General features: G+C 69.4%; 17 protein-coding genes. 3 read left to right on the top strand and 14 right to left on the bottom strand.

Going from position 1 to position 18,171, the window contains the following annotated elements:
* From NUG21_RS04155 to ubiE, 5 genes are all read right to left on the bottom strand, one after another.
* Positions 1–720 (bottom strand): hypothetical protein, encoded by a 720-nt coding sequence (locus NUG21_RS04155; RefSeq protein WP_160945460.1) that lies wholly within the window; start codon positions 718–720, stop codon positions 1–3.
* Positions 717–1,700 carry an alpha/beta fold hydrolase gene (locus NUG21_RS04150; RefSeq protein ID WP_263392363.1) on the bottom strand — a complete coding sequence of 328 codons (984 nt, stop codon included), beginning with the start codon at positions 1,698–1,700 and terminating at the stop codon, positions 717–719. The genes NUG21_RS04155 and NUG21_RS04150 overlap by 4 nt, the downstream gene beginning before the upstream one ends.
* 33 nt (positions 1,701–1,733) lie before the next feature.
* On the bottom strand, positions 1,734–2,084 hold the full coding sequence (locus NUG21_RS04145) for a cupin domain-containing protein (RefSeq protein ID WP_019798941.1): 351 nt from the start codon (positions 2,082–2,084) through the stop codon (positions 1,734–1,736).
* A 418-nt stretch (positions 2,085–2,502) separates the two neighbouring features.
* The gene (locus tag NUG21_RS04140; RefSeq protein WP_263392362.1) at positions 2,503–4,443 is read right to left on the bottom strand and encodes a M1 family metallopeptidase; all 1,941 of its coding nucleotides are present in this window, start codon (positions 4,441–4,443) and stop codon (positions 2,503–2,505) included.
* 458 nt (positions 4,444–4,901) lie between these two features.
* Positions 4,902–5,663, bottom strand: a complete 762-nt coding sequence (gene ubiE, locus NUG21_RS04135; protein WP_160945464.1) for a bifunctional demethylmenaquinone methyltransferase/2-methoxy-6-polyprenyl-1,4-benzoquinol methylase UbiE — start codon at positions 5,661–5,663, stop codon at positions 4,902–4,904.
* A 114-nt stretch (positions 5,664–5,777) separates the two neighbouring features.
* Here ubiE and NUG21_RS04130 point away from each other — a divergent pair, with 114 nt between their 5' ends.
* The 3 genes from NUG21_RS04130 (at position 5,778) to NUG21_RS04120 (ending at position 9,109) form a co-directional block, all read left to right on the top strand.
* Complete coding sequence (locus NUG21_RS04130) at positions 5,778–6,233, top strand: nucleoside deaminase (protein WP_010341927.1); 456 nt, start codon at positions 5,778–5,780, stop codon at positions 6,231–6,233.
* A 242-nt stretch (positions 6,234–6,475) separates the two neighbouring features.
* Positions 6,476–7,663, top strand: a complete 1,188-nt coding sequence (locus NUG21_RS04125; protein WP_263392361.1) for an acetyltransferase domain-containing protein — start codon at positions 6,476–6,478, stop codon at positions 7,661–7,663.
* 81 nt (positions 7,664–7,744) lie between these two features.
* A complete protein-coding gene (locus tag NUG21_RS04120; protein ID WP_263392360.1) occupies positions 7,745–9,109 on the top strand; it encodes a DUF2252 domain-containing protein in 1,365 nt (454 codons plus the stop codon).
* Positions 9,110–9,490: 381 nt separating this feature from the next.
* Here NUG21_RS04120 and hslU read toward each other — a convergent pair whose 3' ends face one another.
* From hslU to NUG21_RS04075, 9 genes are all read right to left on the bottom strand, one after another.
* Positions 9,491–10,858, bottom strand: coding sequence for an ATP-dependent protease ATPase subunit HslU (hslU, locus tag NUG21_RS04115; RefSeq protein WP_263392359.1), 1,368 nt, complete (start codon positions 10,856–10,858; stop codon positions 9,491–9,493).
* Between the two features lie 100 nt (positions 10,859–10,958).
* Positions 10,959–11,510: an ATP-dependent protease subunit HslV gene (gene hslV, locus NUG21_RS04110; protein WP_010341232.1), complete on the bottom strand. Its 552-nt coding sequence runs from the start codon at positions 11,508–11,510 to the stop codon at positions 10,959–10,961.
* 48 nt (positions 11,511–11,558) lie between these two features.
* The gene (locus NUG21_RS04105) at positions 11,559–11,789 is read right to left on the bottom strand and encodes a DUF3079 domain-containing protein (protein ID WP_019798094.1); all 231 of its coding nucleotides are present in this window, start codon (positions 11,787–11,789) and stop codon (positions 11,559–11,561) included.
* A 109-nt stretch (positions 11,790–11,898) separates the two neighbouring features.
* Positions 11,899–12,729, bottom strand: a complete 831-nt coding sequence (gene xerC / locus NUG21_RS04100; RefSeq protein ID WP_263392358.1) for a tyrosine recombinase XerC — start codon at positions 12,727–12,729, stop codon at positions 11,899–11,901.
* 176 nt (positions 12,730–12,905) lie between these two features.
* On the bottom strand, positions 12,906–13,571 hold the full coding sequence (locus tag NUG21_RS04095; RefSeq protein WP_152180725.1) for a DUF484 family protein: 666 nt from the start codon (positions 13,569–13,571) through the stop codon (positions 12,906–12,908).
* Entirely contained in the window at positions 13,568–14,425 is an 858-nt protein-coding gene (dapF, locus tag NUG21_RS04090) for a diaminopimelate epimerase (protein WP_263392357.1), read from the bottom strand. The genes NUG21_RS04095 and dapF overlap by 4 nt, the downstream gene beginning before the upstream one ends.
* The gene (locus tag NUG21_RS04085) at positions 14,418–14,669 is read right to left on the bottom strand and encodes an LPS translocon maturation chaperone LptM (protein WP_263392356.1); all 252 of its coding nucleotides are present in this window, start codon (positions 14,667–14,669) and stop codon (positions 14,418–14,420) included. Before NUG21_RS04085 ends, dapF begins: the two co-directional genes overlap by 8 nt.
* A 61-nt stretch (positions 14,670–14,730) precedes the next feature.
* The gene (locus tag NUG21_RS04080; RefSeq protein WP_263392355.1) at positions 14,731–15,111 is read right to left on the bottom strand and encodes a YbaN family protein; all 381 of its coding nucleotides are present in this window, start codon (positions 15,109–15,111) and stop codon (positions 14,731–14,733) included.
* A gap of 654 nt (positions 15,112–15,765) precedes the next feature.
* Positions 15,766–17,856, bottom strand: a complete 2,091-nt coding sequence (locus NUG21_RS04075; RefSeq protein WP_184502642.1) for a S9 family peptidase — start codon at positions 17,854–17,856, stop codon at positions 15,766–15,768.
* Positions 17,857–18,171 lie beyond the last annotated feature (315 nt).

The raw sequence follows: 18,171 nt of genomic DNA, 5'->3' as shown, positions 1-18,171 counted from the left end.
TCAATCCCAGCCCGGCATCTGCGCGCCGTCCAGGCCGCCGGTCTCGAACACCGCGGTGCGGGTGCCGCCGGCCTTCACCGGGAAGGTGATCTGCAGCACCGTGGTCTTGCGCGCCAGCTTCCACAGCGCCTTGTCGTCGCTGATGAACATGGCGATGGCCTCGTCGGTCTTGGGCCGCCAGGCCGCGGCCGCGCGTGGCGGCGCGTCGTCGGCCTTCAGTTCCACCTTGCAGCCGCCGGCGCAGCGGAAATCGCCGGACTGCAGCACCAGGTAGGCGCTGCGCTTCCATTCCGGATGGTCGCGGAACACCAGTTGCACCGGCTTGGGGCCGCTGCCGTCCACGTCAACCTTGTCGCGGCTGTACAGCATCGCCGAGCGCTGCACGCCCTTGCCGGCCGGCACCTGCGAGTACTGCCAGGCCGCCTGCATGCGCCGCAGCTCGCGCGCCGCCTCGCCCTTGGCCTTGACCTCGGCGTAGCCGGGCTGGATGCGTTCGGCCGCGTCCGACCCGGGATACTGCTGCAGCAGCGCCGCGCCGTGGATCCGCGCCAAATCCCAGTTGCCCGACTTCACCGCGGCGTCGTACTGCTTGGCCAGGTCGTCGGCGGCCTGCGCCTTGGCCTGCGCTTCGGCGGCGGCCTGCGCCTTGCGCTCGGCCTCGTGATCGCCGCAAGCGGCCAGGGCGACGGCGCACAGCGCGCCGAGCAGGATGCGTTTCATCGTGGGGTTCCTCGTTGGATCAGGGTGTCGATGGCCTGCGCAACCTCGGCGGGCTTCTCGACGATGGACATGTGGCCGCTGCCGTCCAGCAGCACCTGGATCGCCTGCGGCAGGCGTTGCGCGTACAGCGCCAGCGCGCTGGCGTCGATCACCGCGTCCTGCACGCAGTTCAGCAGCAGCGCCGGCTGGCGGATGTGCGCAGCCTCCTCGAACGGCAGGAACGCCTCCTCGCCGCGGCCGATGCGCGCCAGTACCTGTTGCTCGAACGCGGCCTCGCGGCGGCGCCAGGCCACCACCGCCGGCACCGCCCAGCGCGGGATGCGCGGCTTGGCGCGGTCGAGCAGGAACACGGTGTCGATGTAGCGCTGCAACGATGCGGCATCGTGCACCGCGAACGGATTGTGCCCATCCAGCACCGCCTGGCCGAAGGCGTTGTCGGCGAAGCGGACGCCGGCGGCGTTGAACAGACCGACCCGGTCGAATACCGCCGGATGCCGCGCCGCGGCCAGCGCGGCGATGCCGCCGCCCATCGAATGCCCGAGCAGCACGCAGTCGCTGCCCTCACGGCGCGCGCACTGCCGCGCGAACGCGGCCACGCGCTCGGCCTGCGCAACGAAGCCGTAATCCTGCCCGGCGATGCGCTGGCTCTCGGCCCAGCCGGGCAGGTCCGGGATCACCAGGTGATAGCGGGTGCCCAGCGCGCGCGCCAGCGGCAGCCAGTTCTCCTTGCTGCCGGTGAAGCCGTGCACCAGCAGCAGGGTCGGCGCAGCGGGATCGGCCGCGGCGCGCACCAGATAGGTCCAGGCATGCCCGGCGACGTGCGCCTGGCGGCGCTGCAGTCCGCTGCCGCGCCGCTGGCGCAGGCTTTCCAAACGCACCAGCAGGAACGGATCGCGCAGCACCAGCACCATGCCGATCAGCGCCGCCACCACCAGCAGCACCACTGCCAGCAGCAGCCAGGCCATGGTCAGCACCAGCACGGCGACACCAGGGGGCGGATCCGGGTCATGCGCTCACACCACCACGTCGGCTTCGCCGAGATGGAGGGCCAGCCACACGGTCGGCTGGTCGGGATCGGTGAAGGTGACCCAATGCGGCGTGTCGGCCGGGATGAACAGATGGTCGCCCGGCGCCAGCGTCACCTCGCGCTCGCATAGCACCACCCGCGCGCTGCCGCGCAGCAGCAGCACCCATTCGTCGTGCGCCTGCTGGTAGGGCGTGTCCTGCGGCGTGGTCTGCCCGTGCGAGACGATGCGCTCCACACGGCAACCGGAGCGCCGGAGCAATTCGGTGAAGATTTCGCCGCCACGCGCATCGGGCAGCGCGGCCAGCAGGGAATCGGACAGGACGCGGGCGTCGCTCATCTCACCGCCTCGCCTGGCGCAGGTGGGTCCGCTTGCATCGGCGCCGGCCGTCGCCTGCCGGGGCGATGGCGCTTGCAGCGGAGACCGGGGCGGCGGTGGCGGACGATGTCATGCACGCATGGACCGGGAACCATCGGGACTGCCGAGGATATCGCGAATGCGTGGCAGCGGGTCACTGCCCAGCAGCGGCGGGGCGTGTGGAACTCGTTAACGCCGTGGTGGACATGCGCGCCTCCCGAAGTAAGCGCATGCGACGCCGCGCACGGTGACATGGCGCAACGCGCGCATGCCCAATCCGTCGCCGCGATCGTCTCGCTCCAGCACGGCGCGATCATCGCAACCTGCCTGCCGCACAAACGCACACGGCGCCGGGATCGCTCCCGGCGCCGTGTGCGCGGTCTGCCGCGGGCGCCGCGCGTCAGTGCGCGGTACTGCCCGCCTTGGCCTTGTCCAGCATCTCCTGCACCGACACCGTGGTGATCGGGTGGTAGCCGGGCTTGGCCTTGGCGAACACTTCCTCGGCGAAGGCCAGCCCGTCCGGGGTCTTCACCAGTTCGGCGTAGATCGGCAGGATCAGCTTGCGGCGGCCGACGCGGGCGATGAACTCGCCGGCGGCCGGGCGTGCATCCACATAGCCGCTGCGGATCGCCAGCGGATACCAGCGCATGGCGATCTCGCCGTTGGCGGTGCCGGTGAAGTGATAGGCGTCGTCGAGCTGCTTGAGCTGTGCCGGGGTCAGCTTCTCGCCCAGGCCGCTGAGGAAGCGCGTCCACTCCTGGGTGCTCCACGCATCGGTCACCTGCTTGCCCGGCAGCGTGCCGCTGCCGGTCCAGGCGATGCGCGCGGTGTCGACCATGGCGAAGTTGCGCGAGCGCGCCTTCTGCGCGAACGCCGGGATGCCCGGTTCGTCCAGCCACGCATGCAGTTCCTGCGCGGTCACCGCGTCGGGCTTCTTGGCCAGCAGGTGCGTCTTCAGGTAGTCGACGAACTGGTCGGTGTTGGCGCTCTGGAACGCATGGTCGTCGAACCAGCCGCGCAGGAACGGATCGAAGGTGTCGCGGCCGAAGCGCTGCTCCAGGAACTGCAGGAACCACGCGCCCTTGACGTAGGCGACCTGGCTCAGCGCCTCGTCCGGATCGCGCTCGGTCAGCGCCGGCAGCGCCAGCGCCTGGTCGGCCGGGCTCATGCCCTTCAGCTCGGCCAGCAGGTCGGTCTGGTCGATCTCGCGCTCCATCTCCGCCGCTTCCGGGCCGTACAGCGCCTCGGTGATGCGCGCCTGCACGTAGGTGGTGAAGCCTTCGTTGAGCCAGATGTCCTTCCAGCTGGCGTTGGTCACCAGGTTGCCGGACCAGCTATGCGCCAGCTCGTGCGCGATCAGCGACACCAGCGACTTGTCGCCGACGATCACCGTCGGCGTGGCGAAGGTCAGGCGCGGATTCTCCATGCCGCCGAACGGGAACGACGGCGGCAGCACCAACATGTCGTAGCGGCCCCAGCGGTACGGACCGTACAGCGTCTCGGCGGCCACGATCATCTTCTCGGTGTCCTCGAACTCCTTGGCCGCCTTGTCGACCATCGCCGGCTCGGCCCACACGCCCGAGCGCGCCGAGATCGGCTTGAACACCAGGTCGCCGGCGGCGATCGCCAGCAGGTAGGACGGGATCGGCTGCGGCATCTTGAAGCGGTAGTCGCCGTTGCGCACCGCCTTGGGATCGTTGTCGGCGCTCATCAGCACCATCACGTCCGGCCGCGAGACCACATGCGCGCTGTAGGTGAAGCGCACGCTCGGCGTGTCCTGCAGCGGCACCCACGAGCGCGCGTGGATCGCCTGCGACTGGCTGAACATGAAGGGCAGTTGCTTGCCCTCGGTCATCGACGGCTCCAGCCACTGCAGGCCCGAGGCGGTCGGCGCGGTGTGGTAGGCGATGCTGATCTTCTGCGGCTGGGTCGGCGCCTCGATGGTCAGCTTGCTGCCGTAGATCTTGTCGGCCGGCGCCAGCGCGTACTGCAGCGGCGTCATCTGGCCCTTGCCGTCGTCGGCCTGCACCTTCTCGATGGTCAGGTCGCGGGTGTCCAGCACCAGTTGCTTGGCGCTCTTGTCCTTCCAGTCCAGCGTGTAGGTGGCGGTGCCGCCGATCTGCTTGCTGTCGAAATCCAGCTTCAGATCCAGCGCCAGGTCCTTGATCACGACCTTGGACGGCTCGGCGTAGGAGGTCTCGTCGTGGCTGCGGTCGGCCGGCTTGGCCGCGGCGGGCGCCGGCTTGGCGGCGGGTGCGGCCGCATCGGGCGCGGACGCTTCACGTGAACACCCGGACGCGACCATCGCGGCCAGGGACAACAACAGGAACGGGGAACGCATGGCAGACAGCACCGGTTCGGGGAAACCGGAAGTTTACCGGAAGGCTGGGATTCGGGATTCGTGAGTGGGGATTCGCAACGGCAGTGCGGCGCGTGCTGACGAATGCCGAATCTCCAATCGAAGCGGGGATTGGGAATTGGAGATTGGGGATTCGCAGCAGCGAACAGCCGGCGCGCTTACGCATCCCGAATCTTCAGTCCCCAATCCCGCCGCCACTCAGATCTTGTCGCCGAGTCGATCGCCACGATGCCGCCGGCAAGGTTCTTGTAGTGGCTGCGGGCGACGCCGGCTGCTTCCATCCTTGCCTTCGCGTCCTGCGGTGGATGCTTGCGCCGGCACCGCCGGACCGCGCGTCGGGACTGAAGTCCCTCCCACAAGGACGGCACGGGCCCTGCGATCGGTCAGCAACCGATCGCCTGCTCTTGCGATTCCCGAATCCCGATTTCCCAATCCCGGCTCTAAATCTTGTAGCCCGAGTGGATCGCCACGATGCCGCCGGTGAGGTTCTTGTAGTGGCTGCGAGCGAAGCCCGCCTCTTCCATCATGCCCTTCAGCGCGTCCTGCGGCGGATGCTTGCGGATGCTCTCGGCCAGGTACTGGTAGCTGTCGGCGTCCTTGGCGAACAGCTTGCCCAGGCGCGGCAGCACCTTGAACGAATGGAAGTCGTACAGCGGCTTGAACCAGTCGGCGGTGACTTCGGAGAACTCCAGCACCCGCGCCTGGCCGCCGACCTTGAGCACGCGGTACATCTCGCGCAGCGCCGCGTCCTTGTCGGTGACGTTGCGCAGGCCGAAGGCGATGGTCACCAGGTCGAAGCTCTGGTCCGGGAACGGCAGCGCCTCGGCATTGCATTGCACGTAGTCCAGGCCCGCGACCAGGCCGCGGTTGGTGAGGCGGTCGCGGCCCACCGAGAGCATGCCGGCGTTGATGTCGCCCAGCACGATCTCGCCGTCGGCGCCGACCCGGTCCTTCAGCAGCGCGGCGATGTCGCCGGTGCCGCCGGCCAGGTCGAGCACGCGGTCGCCCGGCTTGACCTGCGCGGTGGCGACGAAATAGCGCTTCCAGACCCGATGGATGCCCATGCTCATCAGGTCGTTCATCAGGTCGTAGTTGCCGGCGACCGAGGTGAAGACCTCGCCGACCAGCTTCTGCTTGTCCTTGGCGGCGACGTCGCGGAAGCCGAAATGGGTGGTACCGGTCTTGTAGGGAGATTCGCTCATGCCGGGATTATCGCACTGCCGGCCGCTGCGTGCCGGTGAAGCGCCGCACGGGATGACAGCCGCCGGCCGCCTGGGCCAGACTGCCGCCAGACTCCCGTTCCCGCAGGCCATTCCATGCTGACCACGCCCGACTACCGCGCCCTGCTCGACACCGCCATCGCCGAAGCCCGCCAGGGCCTGGCCGAGGGCGGCATCCCGATCGGCGCCGCCCTGTACCACCGCGACGGCCGCCTGCTCGGCTGCGGCCACAACCGCCGCGTGCAGGAGGGCGACCCGTCCGTGCACGGCGAGACCGACGCCTTCCGCAAGGCCGGACGCCAGCGCCGCTACAAGGACACCATCATGGTCACCACTCTGGCGCCGTGCTGGTACTGCAGCGGCCTGGTGCGGCAGTTCAACATCGGCACGGTGGTGGTCGGCGAATCGGTGACCTTCCAGGGCGGCATCGACTGGCTGCGCGAGAGCGGCGTGGAGGTCATCGACCTGCACAGCCAGGAGTGCATCGACCTGCTCGGCGGCTTCATCGCCGCCCACCCGGACGTGTGGAACGAGGATATCGGCGAGGACTGAGCGGCCCGCCGCGGGCGTCGGGCTCGGCACACCAGGCAAGTCGCCAGCCGCCGCACCAACCAGCCCAAACCGGGCAACGCCGACCGACGCCAATCCGGCGCGCCGGCTTGCCCCGCCGAACCTTGCCGCCGCAGCGCCGGCAACCCTGCGCCGCCATGGCCTGAGCCCCCGCGCCAGCCGTCTGGGAGTGGCCTTGCCACGCGAGTGTTATATTGTTTCAAAACCAACACCGATCGCACTGCATGCCGTCTGTTGCCCTCGCCTCACCTACCTCCCTCGCCGTTCCCGCAACGCCCGCCGCGCGGCTGGCCTCGATCGATCTGCTGCGCGGCACGGTGATGCTGCTGATGCTGCTCGACCACGTGCGCGAGACCTTCTACCTGCATCACCCGGTCGGCGACCCGATGGAGGTGGAGGGCACGGCGCCGGCGCTGTTCGTCGCGCGCACCCTGGCGCACCTGTGCGCGCCGGTCTTCGTGTTCCTGACCGGCCTGTCGGCCTGGCTGTACGCGGCGCGGCAGGCCGACGGCCGCGCGGCGGCCGCCAGCTTCCTGCTCAAGCGCGGCCTGTTCCTGATCGTGCTGGAGCTGACCCTGGTCAACCTGGCCTGGAGCGGCGCCTTTCCGCCGCAGGCGCTGTACCTGCAGGTGATCTGGGCGATCGGCCTGAGCATGCTCGCGCTGGCCGCGCTGCTGTGGCTGCCGCGACCGGCGCTGGCGCTGCTGGGCGCGGCGCTGGTCGCCGGTCACCACCTGCTGGACGAGGTGCAGGTCCAGGGCGACGGCCCGCTGGCCGCCGTCTGGGCGGTGCTGCACGACCGGCGCTGGCTGGAGCTGGGCGACCTGCGCCTGCGCACCTCCTATCCGGTGCTGCCGTGGATCGGGGTGATCGCGCTCGGCTACGCCGCCGGCCCCTGGTACGGCGCCGCCACCGATCCGGCGCAACGCCAGCAGCGCCTGCTGGCCTGCGGACTGGGCGCACTGGCCGGGTTCCACCTGCTGCGCTGGCACAACGGTTACGGCGATGCGCCGTGGCAGGTGCAGGACGACCTCGCGCATACCGCGATGAGCTTCTTCAACGTCACCAAGTACCCACCGTCGCTGCAGTTCCTGCTGCTGACCCTGGGCGTGGGCCTGCTGTTGCTGCGCCTGTACGAACACCCCACCGTGGCCCGCGCGCTGGCGCCGCTGGCGGCGGTCGGCGCGGCGCCGATGTTCTTCTACCTGCTGCACCTGTACGTATTGAAGCTCGCCTACCTGGCCGCGGTGGCGCTGTGGGGCGCCAACCAGGGCGATCTGTTCGGCGTGGACAGCGTGGCCGCCTTGTGGGCGATCGCCGCCTTGCTGGGCCTGGCCCTGTACTGGCCCACCGCCGCGTTCGCGCGGCTGAAGGCGCGGCGCCGCGACCTGGCCTGGCTGCGCTACTTCTAGCGACGGGCCGGGGTGGTTCATCTGCGTGCAATGCCGGCGTGCTCGACTGCCGCTTCCTTCGTCCGCGCCTGGAGACCTGCGATGTCCACCCGCCTGCCGCCGTTGCTGCTGATCGGCCTGACCCTTGCCGCATGCGCCGGATGCGCGACGGCGGCGAGCAAGCGCGACGCCTGGGTGGTGCAGCAGATCCACGACTACAACCATCCCTACGCCGCGCAGCAGACCGAGCTGGACACCAAGATGGCGACCATGGCCACCAGCGCCTACGCCTTCTACCGCGGCACCGACCACATCTTCTACCAGGACATGAAAACCCTGCCGGGCTCGCTGTGGACCTCGCCGCAGACCGGCTACACCTGGCTCGGCGGCGACACCCACCTCGGCAACTTCGATGCGGCGCGCGACAGCAGCGGCAAGGCGGTGTTCAAGGTCGCCGACTTCGACGAGGGCCACCTCGGCCAGTACGTGTGGGACCTGCGCCGGCTGGCCGCGAGCATGGTCCTGACCGGCCGCGACAACGGCCTGTCCGACAGCGACATCGGCGACGCCATCGACACCATGGTCGGCGCCTACCTGGACAAGATCGCCGATTTCCGCGGCAGCGACGCCGAAGCGAGCTTCCAGCTGAGCAAGCGCAACACCAGCGGCGCCGTCGCCAAGATCATCGACAGCGCCGACGGCAAGAGCCGCAGCAGCCTGCTGTCCAAGTACACCATGGTCAACGGCGGCAAGCGTCAGTTCCAGGACCTGGACAACCTGGTCGCGGTGGACGCCAACACCGCCTCGGCGGTGGCCGCGGCGATGAACGGCTACCTCGGCTCGATCGCCGCGTCCAAGCGCTATGCGTCCGGCTACTACACCATCAAGGACGTGCACCAGAAGCTGGGCTCGGGCACCGGCAGCCTCGGCCGCCTGCGCCTGTATGTGCTGATCGAAGGCCCGAGTGCGTCGACCAGCGACGACGTGATCCTGGAATGGAAGCAGGAAGCGGCCAGCGTGGTGGCGGTGGCGGCGCCGTCGCAGATGCCGGCCTCCAGCTACGACAACAACGAGGGCGCGCGGGTCGCGCGCACCGCCAAGGCGCAGACCATCGACGCCGACGTGCTGGTCGGCTACGCCAGCGTCAACGGCACCCCGTTCTACGTGCACGAGAAGTCGCCGTTCCAGCAGGACCTGGACCCGACCACGCTGGACAGCGCCGGCAAGCTCGCCACCGCCGCGACCTACCTGGGTCAGGCCCTGGCCTCGGCGCACGCGCTGGCCGACCAGGACTACGACGCGAACGTGGTGCCCTACAGCATCGACAAGCAGATCGACCAGGCGGTCACCAGCAAGAGCGGCCTGACATCGGAACTGCGCCAGTTCGCGTTCGACTACGCCGCGCAGGTGCAACTGGACTGGCAGTCGTTCGCGGCGGCGTACAAGGCGGGCACGCCGCTGTATTGAGTTCGCGCCGGGTGCGGGCGGGCGACGCACGCGCTGTGCGGTTTTTGCGGCGTGCCCACGGCGGAGCCGCCTGTTGTAGGAGCGGCTTCAGCCGCGACCAGGCGTCACCGGCAAGGCCTGGTCGCGGCTGAAGCCGCTCCTACGACAGCAATACCATCTTCGGCGCGTGTATCCATGCGTCGACCAGGCGGGCCCGCAAGCGCAATGGCTGCGGCACGTAACTCTTGTAGGAGCGGCTCAGCCGCGACGGGGCGTTACCGGGAGACCCGGTCGCGGCTGAAGCCGCTCCTACGACACGCGCGACGCAGGCACGACATACGTTTTCAGGTGCACAGCGGCAGGCGCGGGCAACGCGCCTGCCGCCGTGGATCGCGCCGGACCTTACAGGATGTAACGGCTCAGGTCAGGATCCTGCACCAGCTCGCCCAGGTGCGCATCGACGTAAGCCGCGTCGACGGTGACGCTCTGCCCGTCGCGGTCCGGGGCCTCGTAGCTCAGCGTGTCGAGCAGGCGCTCGAGCACGGTGTGCAGGCGCCGCGCACCGATGTTCTCCTGGCGCTCGTTGACCAGGAACGCGATCTCCGCCAGGCGCGCGATGGCGTCGTCGGTGAAGCGCAGGCTCACGCCCTCGGTCAGCAGCAGCGCCTCGTATTGCTTGGTCAGCGCCGCCTTCGGCTCGGTGAGGATGCGGATGAAATCGTCCTTCGACAGCGCCGACAGCTCCACCCGGATCGGGAAGCGGCCCTGCAGTTCCGGGATCAGGTCGCTGGGCTTGGCTAGGTGGAACGCGCCGGAGGCGATGAACAGGATGTGGTCGGTCTTGACCGTGCCGTACTTGGTGCTGACGTTGGAGCCTTCCACCAGCGGCAGCAGATCGCGCTGCACGCCCTCGCGGGAGACGTCGCCGCCGGTGGCGCCGGCCTCGCTGCGCTTGGCCACCTTGTCGATCTCGTCGATGAACACGATGCCGTGCTGTTCGCAGGCCTCGATCGCGGCGGCGCGCACGTCGTCCTCGTTGACCAGCTTGCCGGCCTCTTCCTCGATCAGCAGCGGCCGCGCGGCCTTGATGGTCAGCTTGCGCGACTGCGACTTGCCGCCACCCAGATTGGAGAACATCTGCCGCAGTTGCTGGCCCATTTCCTCCATGCCCGGCGGGGTCATGATGTCCATGCTGACGTTGACCGCGACATCCAGCTCGATCTCGCGCTCGTCCAGTTCGCCGGCACGCAGCATGCGCCGGAACTTGCTGCGTGTGTCGCTGTCCTGCGCCGACGGCTCGTTGCGCGCGGCTTCCGGATCGAAACCGATGCCGGCGCTGCGCCGCGGCAGCAGCGCATCGAGGATACGGTCCTCGGCACGCTCTTCGGCCTGGGTGCGCACGCGGGTCTTGGCCTGCTCGCGGTACAGCTTGACCGCAGTGTCGGCCAGATCGCGCACGATCTGCTCCACGTCCTTGCCGACATAGCCGACCTCGGTGAAGCGGGTCGCCTCGACCTTGACGAAGGGCGCATTGGCCAGCGTCGCCAGGCGCCGCGCGATCTCGGTCTTGCCGACGCCGGTGGGGCCGATCATCAGGATGTTCTTCGGCATCACCTCGTTGCGCAAGGCGTCGGGCAACTGCATGCGCCGCCAGCGGTTGCGCAGCGCGATCGCCACCGCGCGCTTGGCCTCGTGCTGGCCGACGATGTGACGGTCCAGCTCCTGCACGATCTCACGCGGGGTCATGGTGGAGGTATCGGAATTTGGCATTGGGGATTGGGGATTCGTAAAAGCGGAGGAGGAACGATCGATGCGTGTCAGGGCACAGGGAAAGGAGCGCTCTTGCGAATCCCCAATCCCCAATCCCGAATCACAGCTCTTCGACCACCACGTTGCGATTGGTATAGATGCAGATGTCGCCGGCGATGTTCAGCGCTTCGACGGCGATGGTGCGCGCGTCCAGCGTGGTGTGGCCGAGCAACGCACGCGCCGCCGACAGGGCGTACGAGCCACCGGAGCCGATGGCGATGATGCCGTCCTCCGGCTCGATCACATCGCCGGTGCCGCTGATGATCAGCGAGGTCTCCTTGTCGGCCACCGCCAGCAGCGCCTCGAGCTTGCCGAGGCGGCGCTCGGTGCGCCAATCCTTGGCCAGTTCCACGGCGGCGCGGGTCAGCTGGCCGTGCTTCTCCAGCTTGGCCTCGAACAGTTCGAACAGGGTGAACGCATCGGCGGCGGCGCCGGCGAACCCCGCCAACACCTGGCCCTCGCGGCCAAGCCGGCGCACCTTGCGCGCATTGCCCTTCATCACGGTGTGGCCCAGGGTCACCTGGCCGTCGCCGGCCACGGCGACGCGGCCATCGCGGCGCACCGACAGGATCGTGGTGGCGTGGAAAACATTGGGGTTCTGACTGGGATCCATGCGGCCTCCGGAGCGATGACTCAGGTGTGGGGGCTGGCGACGCGCGGTTCAAGCGTCGTCGGTCGCAGACCGGTGGTCGCCGAGCCGGGCGTGCGCCGGCCGTGCCGGATCGGCAGAGATGCCCCAGGCAAGATGCCAATCCTCGCCCTCGGTCTCGATCGGGTGCAGGGTGCGTCCGGCGCCGTTCCCGCAGGCCAGATCATGCGCGGCGCAATAGCGGTCGCAGCCCCAGCACAACCGTTCGGGGTGGCGCGGCGCCAGCGGAAAGGGTTTGGCCATCGGTGAGCCCTCGCAACGTGGGAGGGCAGTGTCGTCCCGCCTTTGCCGAATCGCCTTGATCCAGAACAAGCGCGGGTGCGATAGCAACCGTGCGTCCGCGATGCGGCGCTCAGGACTTGCGCTTGGCCCGCGGGTGCGCCGCGTCGTAGACCTTGGCCAGGTGCTGGAAATCCAGGTGGGTGTAGATCTGCGTGGTGGCGATGTCGGCATGGCCGAGCAGTTCCTGCACGCCGCGCAAATCGCCGGAGGATTCCAGGATGTGGCTGGCGAAACTGTGCCGCAGCATGTGCGGATGCACGTGCTTGAACAGGCCCTGGCGCCCGGCCAGTTGCTTGATCCGGATCTGCACCGCACGCGCGCCGATCGGCGCCCCGCCGCGCCCCGGGAACACCGGCGCGGCGGCTTCGCCCCGGCTTTCCTCGCGCCATTCCAGCAAGGCCTTTCGCGCATGCGAACCGACGGGCACCAGCCGCTGCTTGTTGCCCTTGCCCAGCACGCTGACCATGCCGGCGACGAAATCCAGATCGCGCCAGCGCAGCGCGCACAGCTCGCTCAGGCGCAGGCCCGAGGAATAGAACAGTTCCAGCAGCGCGCGGTCGCGCAGGCCCAGCGGCGCATCGGTCGGCACTTCGACCAGGCGCACCGCCTCGTCCGCGTCGAGCACCTGCGGCAGCTTGCGCGGCGCCTTCGGCGCGCGCAATGCCGCGGCCGGACTCGCAGCGATGTGACCGTTCTTGAGCAGCCAGGCGTAGAAGCTGCGGCACGCCGACAGACGCCGTTGCAGGCTCTTGGGCGACAACCCGCGGCGGTGCTCGGCGGCGATGAAGTTGCGCAACTGCGCGGCGTCGAGCGCGGCCGGCTCGCCCAGCAGATTGGCTGCCGCCCACGCCGCCAGCGCCGCCAGGTCGCGCCGATACGCGTCCAGGGTATGCGCGGACATGCGCCGCTCGACCTGCAGGTAGGCGAGGAACCGGGACTCGGGACCCGGGACCCGGGACCCGGGAGAAGCGGCAGCGTGCGCAGCGCCTGCAGTCTCCTTCCCCGCCTCATGGACGGCGGTCCCGGTCGTGGCTTTTCCCCGGGTCCCGGGTCCCGGATCCCGAGTCCCGGCCCCACTCATCGCTGCAACGCCACCGCCAGCGCCTCGCCCATCATGCGCAGGAACAAGGTGCCCATGCCGGGATAGAAACGGTTCGGGTCGCGGCTGCCGACCGCGATCAGGCCCAGGCCGGGCAGCGGCAGCAGCGCGGTGGATTGCACCTCGTCCACGCGCTCGCCGTACAGCAGCGCCTGCTTTTCCGGTTGCAGGCGACCGCAGATCGGCTCGCCGTCCTTCAGGCAATCGCGGAACGGCGCCAGCCGCGGATCGTCCGCCGCCAGCACCTGCAGCCACGGCGCCTGCTCCAGGCCAGGCAAGGGCTGCAGCAGCACGATGCTGACCAGGTCGCCCTGGAAATCCTCCTGCAGCGAGGCGGCCATGGCGCGCACGCTGTCGGCGGCGCTGCGCTGGCGCATCAGCGCCAGAGTCAACTGGTGGGTGCGCACCGCCAGCCGTTCGTTGACCTGCGCGTTGGCGGCCAGGTCGGCCAGCCGCCGCGACAGTTCGCGGTTCTTGTCGCGCAGCACTTCCAGCTGGTAGCTGGCCAGCGACGCGGTGGGGCCGTCGTCGCGCGGCACCACCAGGGTCAGCGCCAGATCGGGAAACTGCTTGAGGAAGCCGGGATGGCGCCGCAGCCACGCGGCCACCTCGTGCGCACCGAGCTTGTCCTGGCTGTCGCTCATCGGATCCACTCTCCATCGAAGACGAAGGTCGCCGGCCCGGACATCACCACCGGCGCGGTGTCGTCCGGCCACTGCACGCGCAGCTCGCCGCCCGGCAGGCTGACGCGCACGTCGCGCTCCACCCGGCCGCGCTGCATCATCACTGCGGCCGCCGCGCAGGCGCCGCTGCCGCAGGCCAGGGTCTCGCCGACCCCGCGCTCGTACACGCGCAGACGCAGGTGGCCGCGGTCGATCACCTGCACGAAGCCGACGTTCACCGAATCCGGGAACGAGGCGTGCTGCTGCAGCAACGGGCCCAGGCGGTCCACCGGCGCCGCATCGACCAGGCCCACTTCCAGCACCGCGTGCGGGTTGCCCATCGACACCGCGCCGAAGCGCACGCTGCCGCCCTGCAGCGGCAGCACGTACTCCTCGCGCGCGCGCGGGAAGCCGACCAGCGGCACCTCCTCCGGCGCGAAGCGCGGCACGCCCATCGCCACGGCGAACGCGCCGTCGGCGCCGCGGCTGATGTGGTGACTGCCGGCAGGGCTTTCGATGACGAAATCGTCCGCGGCCGGCGCGCTGCCGTCGCGCACCAGCCAGGCGGCGATGCAGCGCGCGCCGTTGCCGCACTGCCCGGCCGCACTGCCGTCGGTGTTCCAGATGCCGTAGCTGGCCACCGCGTCGGCGGCATGCGGGGGTTCGATGGTCAGAATCTGGTCGCAGCCGACGCCGAAGTGGCGGTCGGCCAGACGCATCGCCAGTGCGGCGTCCGGCGGCGCGGTGCCGTCGCGCAGGTCGAGCACCACGAAATCGTTGCCCGCGCCCTGCATCTTGCTGAAACGCAGGCGCGCGTCGCGGCGGGCCTCACTCATTCCCATTGGTGGGCATGGTGGTGTCGTTGGCCGGCGGGCGCTGCCCGTCCACCGGTTGCGCCTGCCCGGCAGGATCGGTGGTCGCCGGCGGCGTCGCGTCGGGCGCGGGCGTGGCGGGCGCGGCTTCCACCGGCACCGGCTTCTGCGGCATCACCAGCGGCCCCTTGTTGCCGCAGCCGGCCAGGGCCAGCAGCGCAACGGCGGGGAGGACGAGACGGATCGAAGAAGAAGACGATGTGCTCATGCGCCGAGTATAGCCACACCGGCATGAACCGGCCGTGCCGCGGTCGCAGGCCGCGCCGCGCTCATTCGCGCGGCGGTTCCGGCCGCCACCACAACCACAGCGCCACCACGCTCATGCAGCCGATCGCCAGCACCTGCACCCACAGCCGGTGCACGAACAGCAGCAGCACCAGCGCGCACGCGGCCATGGCCAGCGTCGCCATCCACTTGCCGCGGCGGCTGACCGCGCCATGCCGTTCCCAGTCGCGGATGCTGCGGCCGAAACGCGGATCGCGCAGCAGGCGCCGGCGCAGCCGCGGCGAACCGCGCGCAGCGGCATAGGCGGCGATCAGCACGAACACCGTGGTCGGCAAGCCCGGCACGAAGATGCCGACGATGCCGGTCGCCAGGCTGGCATAGGCCAGCAGCCACCAGGCCCAGCGGAAACGGGAGTTCGGACGCATCGGGCCATGATAAGCCCGCGCCGGCGCGGGCAGGCATCGACCGCCTGCCGAGGCAACCGCGGTGGCCGTGCGGCAGCGGCTGTGGGAGCCGCTTCAGCCGCGACGAGCGCGGCGATGGCGTATCCGACTCATTGCAGTCGGGACTGAAGTCCCTCCCACAGGGAGTGACCAAGCCACCAGCGCTGCTGCCTGCTCTCGCGGTGATCAAGCGTTCCGCCCACCGTCCACCGTAGGAGCGGCTTCAGCCGCGAGGCGCGAAGCCACTGGTGCATCTGGTCTCATTGCAGTCGGGACTGAAGTCCCTCCCACAGGGAGTGACCAGACCATCAGCACCACGGCCGGCCCTCGCGTGAGACACACGCGATCCGCCCTTCGTAGGAGCGGCTTCAGCCGCGACGCGCGTTACCGGGAATGCCCGTCGCGGCTGAAGCCGCTCCTACGCGGCGACGGCGCTTCCTGCCAGACCGCAAAAGAGGAAGGCGATCGGTCAGCTGATGCCGCTCTTCCGAGTGCGCCGGGTCGCTCCTTGGGAGGTCCGTCATGACGACGAACGACGCCAGCGTCCCCTTCAGACCTCAGCGCAGGCTGACCCGGCACCGCGCCCAAAGGGTCGGCACATCGGCTGCCCCGCAGGCCAGCCGATGCGTGCCACGCTCACTTGGCCGGCTGCTCCACGCCCAGCTGGTCCAGCATGAAGGCGTAGGACTCGGCCATTTCGCGGTAACGACGGAAGCGGCCGGACTTGCCGCCGTGGCCGGCTTCCATGTTGACGCGGAACACGATCGGCTGGCTGCCGGTGTCGTTCTCGCGCAGCTTGGCCACCCACTTGGCCGGCTCCCAGTACTGCACCTGCGAGTCCCACAGACCGGTGCCGACGTACATCGCCGGATAGGCCTGGCGGGTAACGTTGTCGTAGGGGGAGTAGCTGAGCATGTAGTCGTAGTACGCCTTCTGCTCGGGATTGCCCCACTCGTCGTACTCGTTGGTGGTCAGCGGGATGCTCGGGTCGAGCATAGTGGTGACCACGTCCACGAACGGCACCTGCGCCACCAGCACGCGGTAGTCCTTGGGCGCCATGTTGGCCACCGCGCCCATCAGCAGGCCGCCGGCACTGCCGCCGGCCGCGGCCACGCGGTCAGGCGCGGCGTAGCCCTGTTGCACCAGCCCGCGGGTGACGTCGATGAAATCGGTGAAGGTGTTCTTCTTGTGCAGCAGCTTGCCCTGGTCGTACCAGTCGCGGCCCATTTCCTGGCCGCCGCGGATGTGCGCGATGGCATAGACCACGCCGCGGTCGAGCAGGCTGACCACCGGCAGGTTGAACGCCGGGTCGGTGGACATGCCGTAGCTGCCGTAGGCGTACTGGTACAGCGCGGCGCTGCCGTCCTTCTTGAAGCCCTTCTTGTAGACCAGCGACACCGGCACCTTGACCCCGTCGCGCGCGGTCACCCAGACGCGTTCGGTCTGGTACTTGCTGGCGTCGTAGCCGATCACCGGCTGCTGCTTGAGCAGCTTGCGCTCGCCGGTGCGGGTGTTGAGTTCGTAGGTGGTGGCCGGGGTGGTCAGCGAGGTGTAGCTGTAGCGTAGCCACGGCGTGTCCGGCTCGGCGTTGATCGACAGGCCCATCGAATACGCCGGCTCGTCGGCCTTGACGTACTCCTCCTTGCCGTCGGCGAAGTGCAGACGGATCCGCTCCAGGCCGTCGGAGCGCTCGGCGATGGCGGTGAAGCCGTCGAACAGTTCGAAGCCGTCGATGAACACCTTCTCGTCGTAGGGCAACCAGCTCTGCCACTGGCTGCGCGCCGTGGCGCCGTCGGGCGCGGTCATCAGCGCGTAGTTCTTGGCCTTCCAGTTGGTGCGGATCACCCAGCGGCCGTCGAAGTGGTCGGCGTGGTACTCGACGTCGCGCTCGCGCGGCGCCAGCACGGTGAAGCGCTGCGGATCGGCGGCCGGCGCGTAGCGCTGCTCGGAGGACACGGTGCTTTCCACGCCGATGACGATGTACTTGTCGTCGCGGGTGCGGCCCACGCCCATGTAGAAGCTGTCGTCCTTTTCCTCGTACACCAGCACGTCCTGCGCCGCCGGGGTGCCCAGCACGTGCTTCTTGACCCGCACCGTCAGCAGCGTCTCCGGGTCGTTCTCGACGTAGAACAGGGTCTTGTTGTCGTCGGCCCAGACCACGTCCGGCGACACGCCGGGAATGCGATCGGCGTAGACCTCGCCGGTGTCCAGGTTCTTGAAGCGCACCACGTACTGGCGGCGGCCCACCTCGTCCTCGGTCCAGGCCAGAATGCGGTTGTCCTGGCTGACCGCCGCATCGCCGACGCTGAAATAGCCCTTGCCGGCGGCCATGATGTTGACGTCGAGCAGGATCTCTTCCGGCGCCTCCATGCTGCCCTTGCGGCGTGCCTGGATCGGGTAGTCCTTGCCGCTCTCGTAGCGGGTGTAATACCAGTAGCCGCGCTCGCGATACGGCACGCTGCTGTCGTCCTGCTTGATGCGGCCGACGATCTCTTCGTACAGCCGGTCTTCCAGCGGCTTGAGCGGCTTCAGCACCTGGTCGGCGTAGGCGTTCTCGGCGTTGAGATAGGCCAACATCTGCGGGTTCTTGCGCGTGTCGTCGCGCAGCCAGTAGTAGGCGTCCTGGCGAACGGCGCCGAACGGCGCCTTGACCGCGTGCGGCTGCTTGGCCGGATGCGGCGGAGTGGCCGCGGCGGCGGAGGCGGAGGAAGCGAAGGAGGCGGTCATGAGCAGGACAAGGCTCGCTAGCAAGGGGCGGTGGGGCATCTAATGGGGCTCCGGCGGCGGTAACGCAACGGGACGCGCCGCCCCGGCCGGGCGGCGGCAGCGGGCGGGCGCCGCGCAGTGCCGGCCGAGTCTCCCTGCAACGCCGCGCCGTGGCAAGCGTGCCGAGGCCGCGCGCGCGATACGGCATGAAATTCGGTCGCTCGGCGACCCGCGGCGCCGCGATGGCGCTGCGGCATGCCGCCTTTCGCGCCATGGCGCATGGGCGTGCCACGACCGCTTGTTCGCGGGGATCGCGACGCCTGACACGCCGACCGA

The organism is Xanthomonas sp. CFBP 8445 (genome assembly GCF_025666235.1).
Lineage (GTDB): Bacteria > Pseudomonadota > Gammaproteobacteria > Xanthomonadales > Xanthomonadaceae > Xanthomonas_A > Xanthomonas_A indica.
The sequence above is the reverse complement of the archived record's forward strand: the minus strand, read 5'-3'. Positions and strand labels throughout refer to the sequence as shown.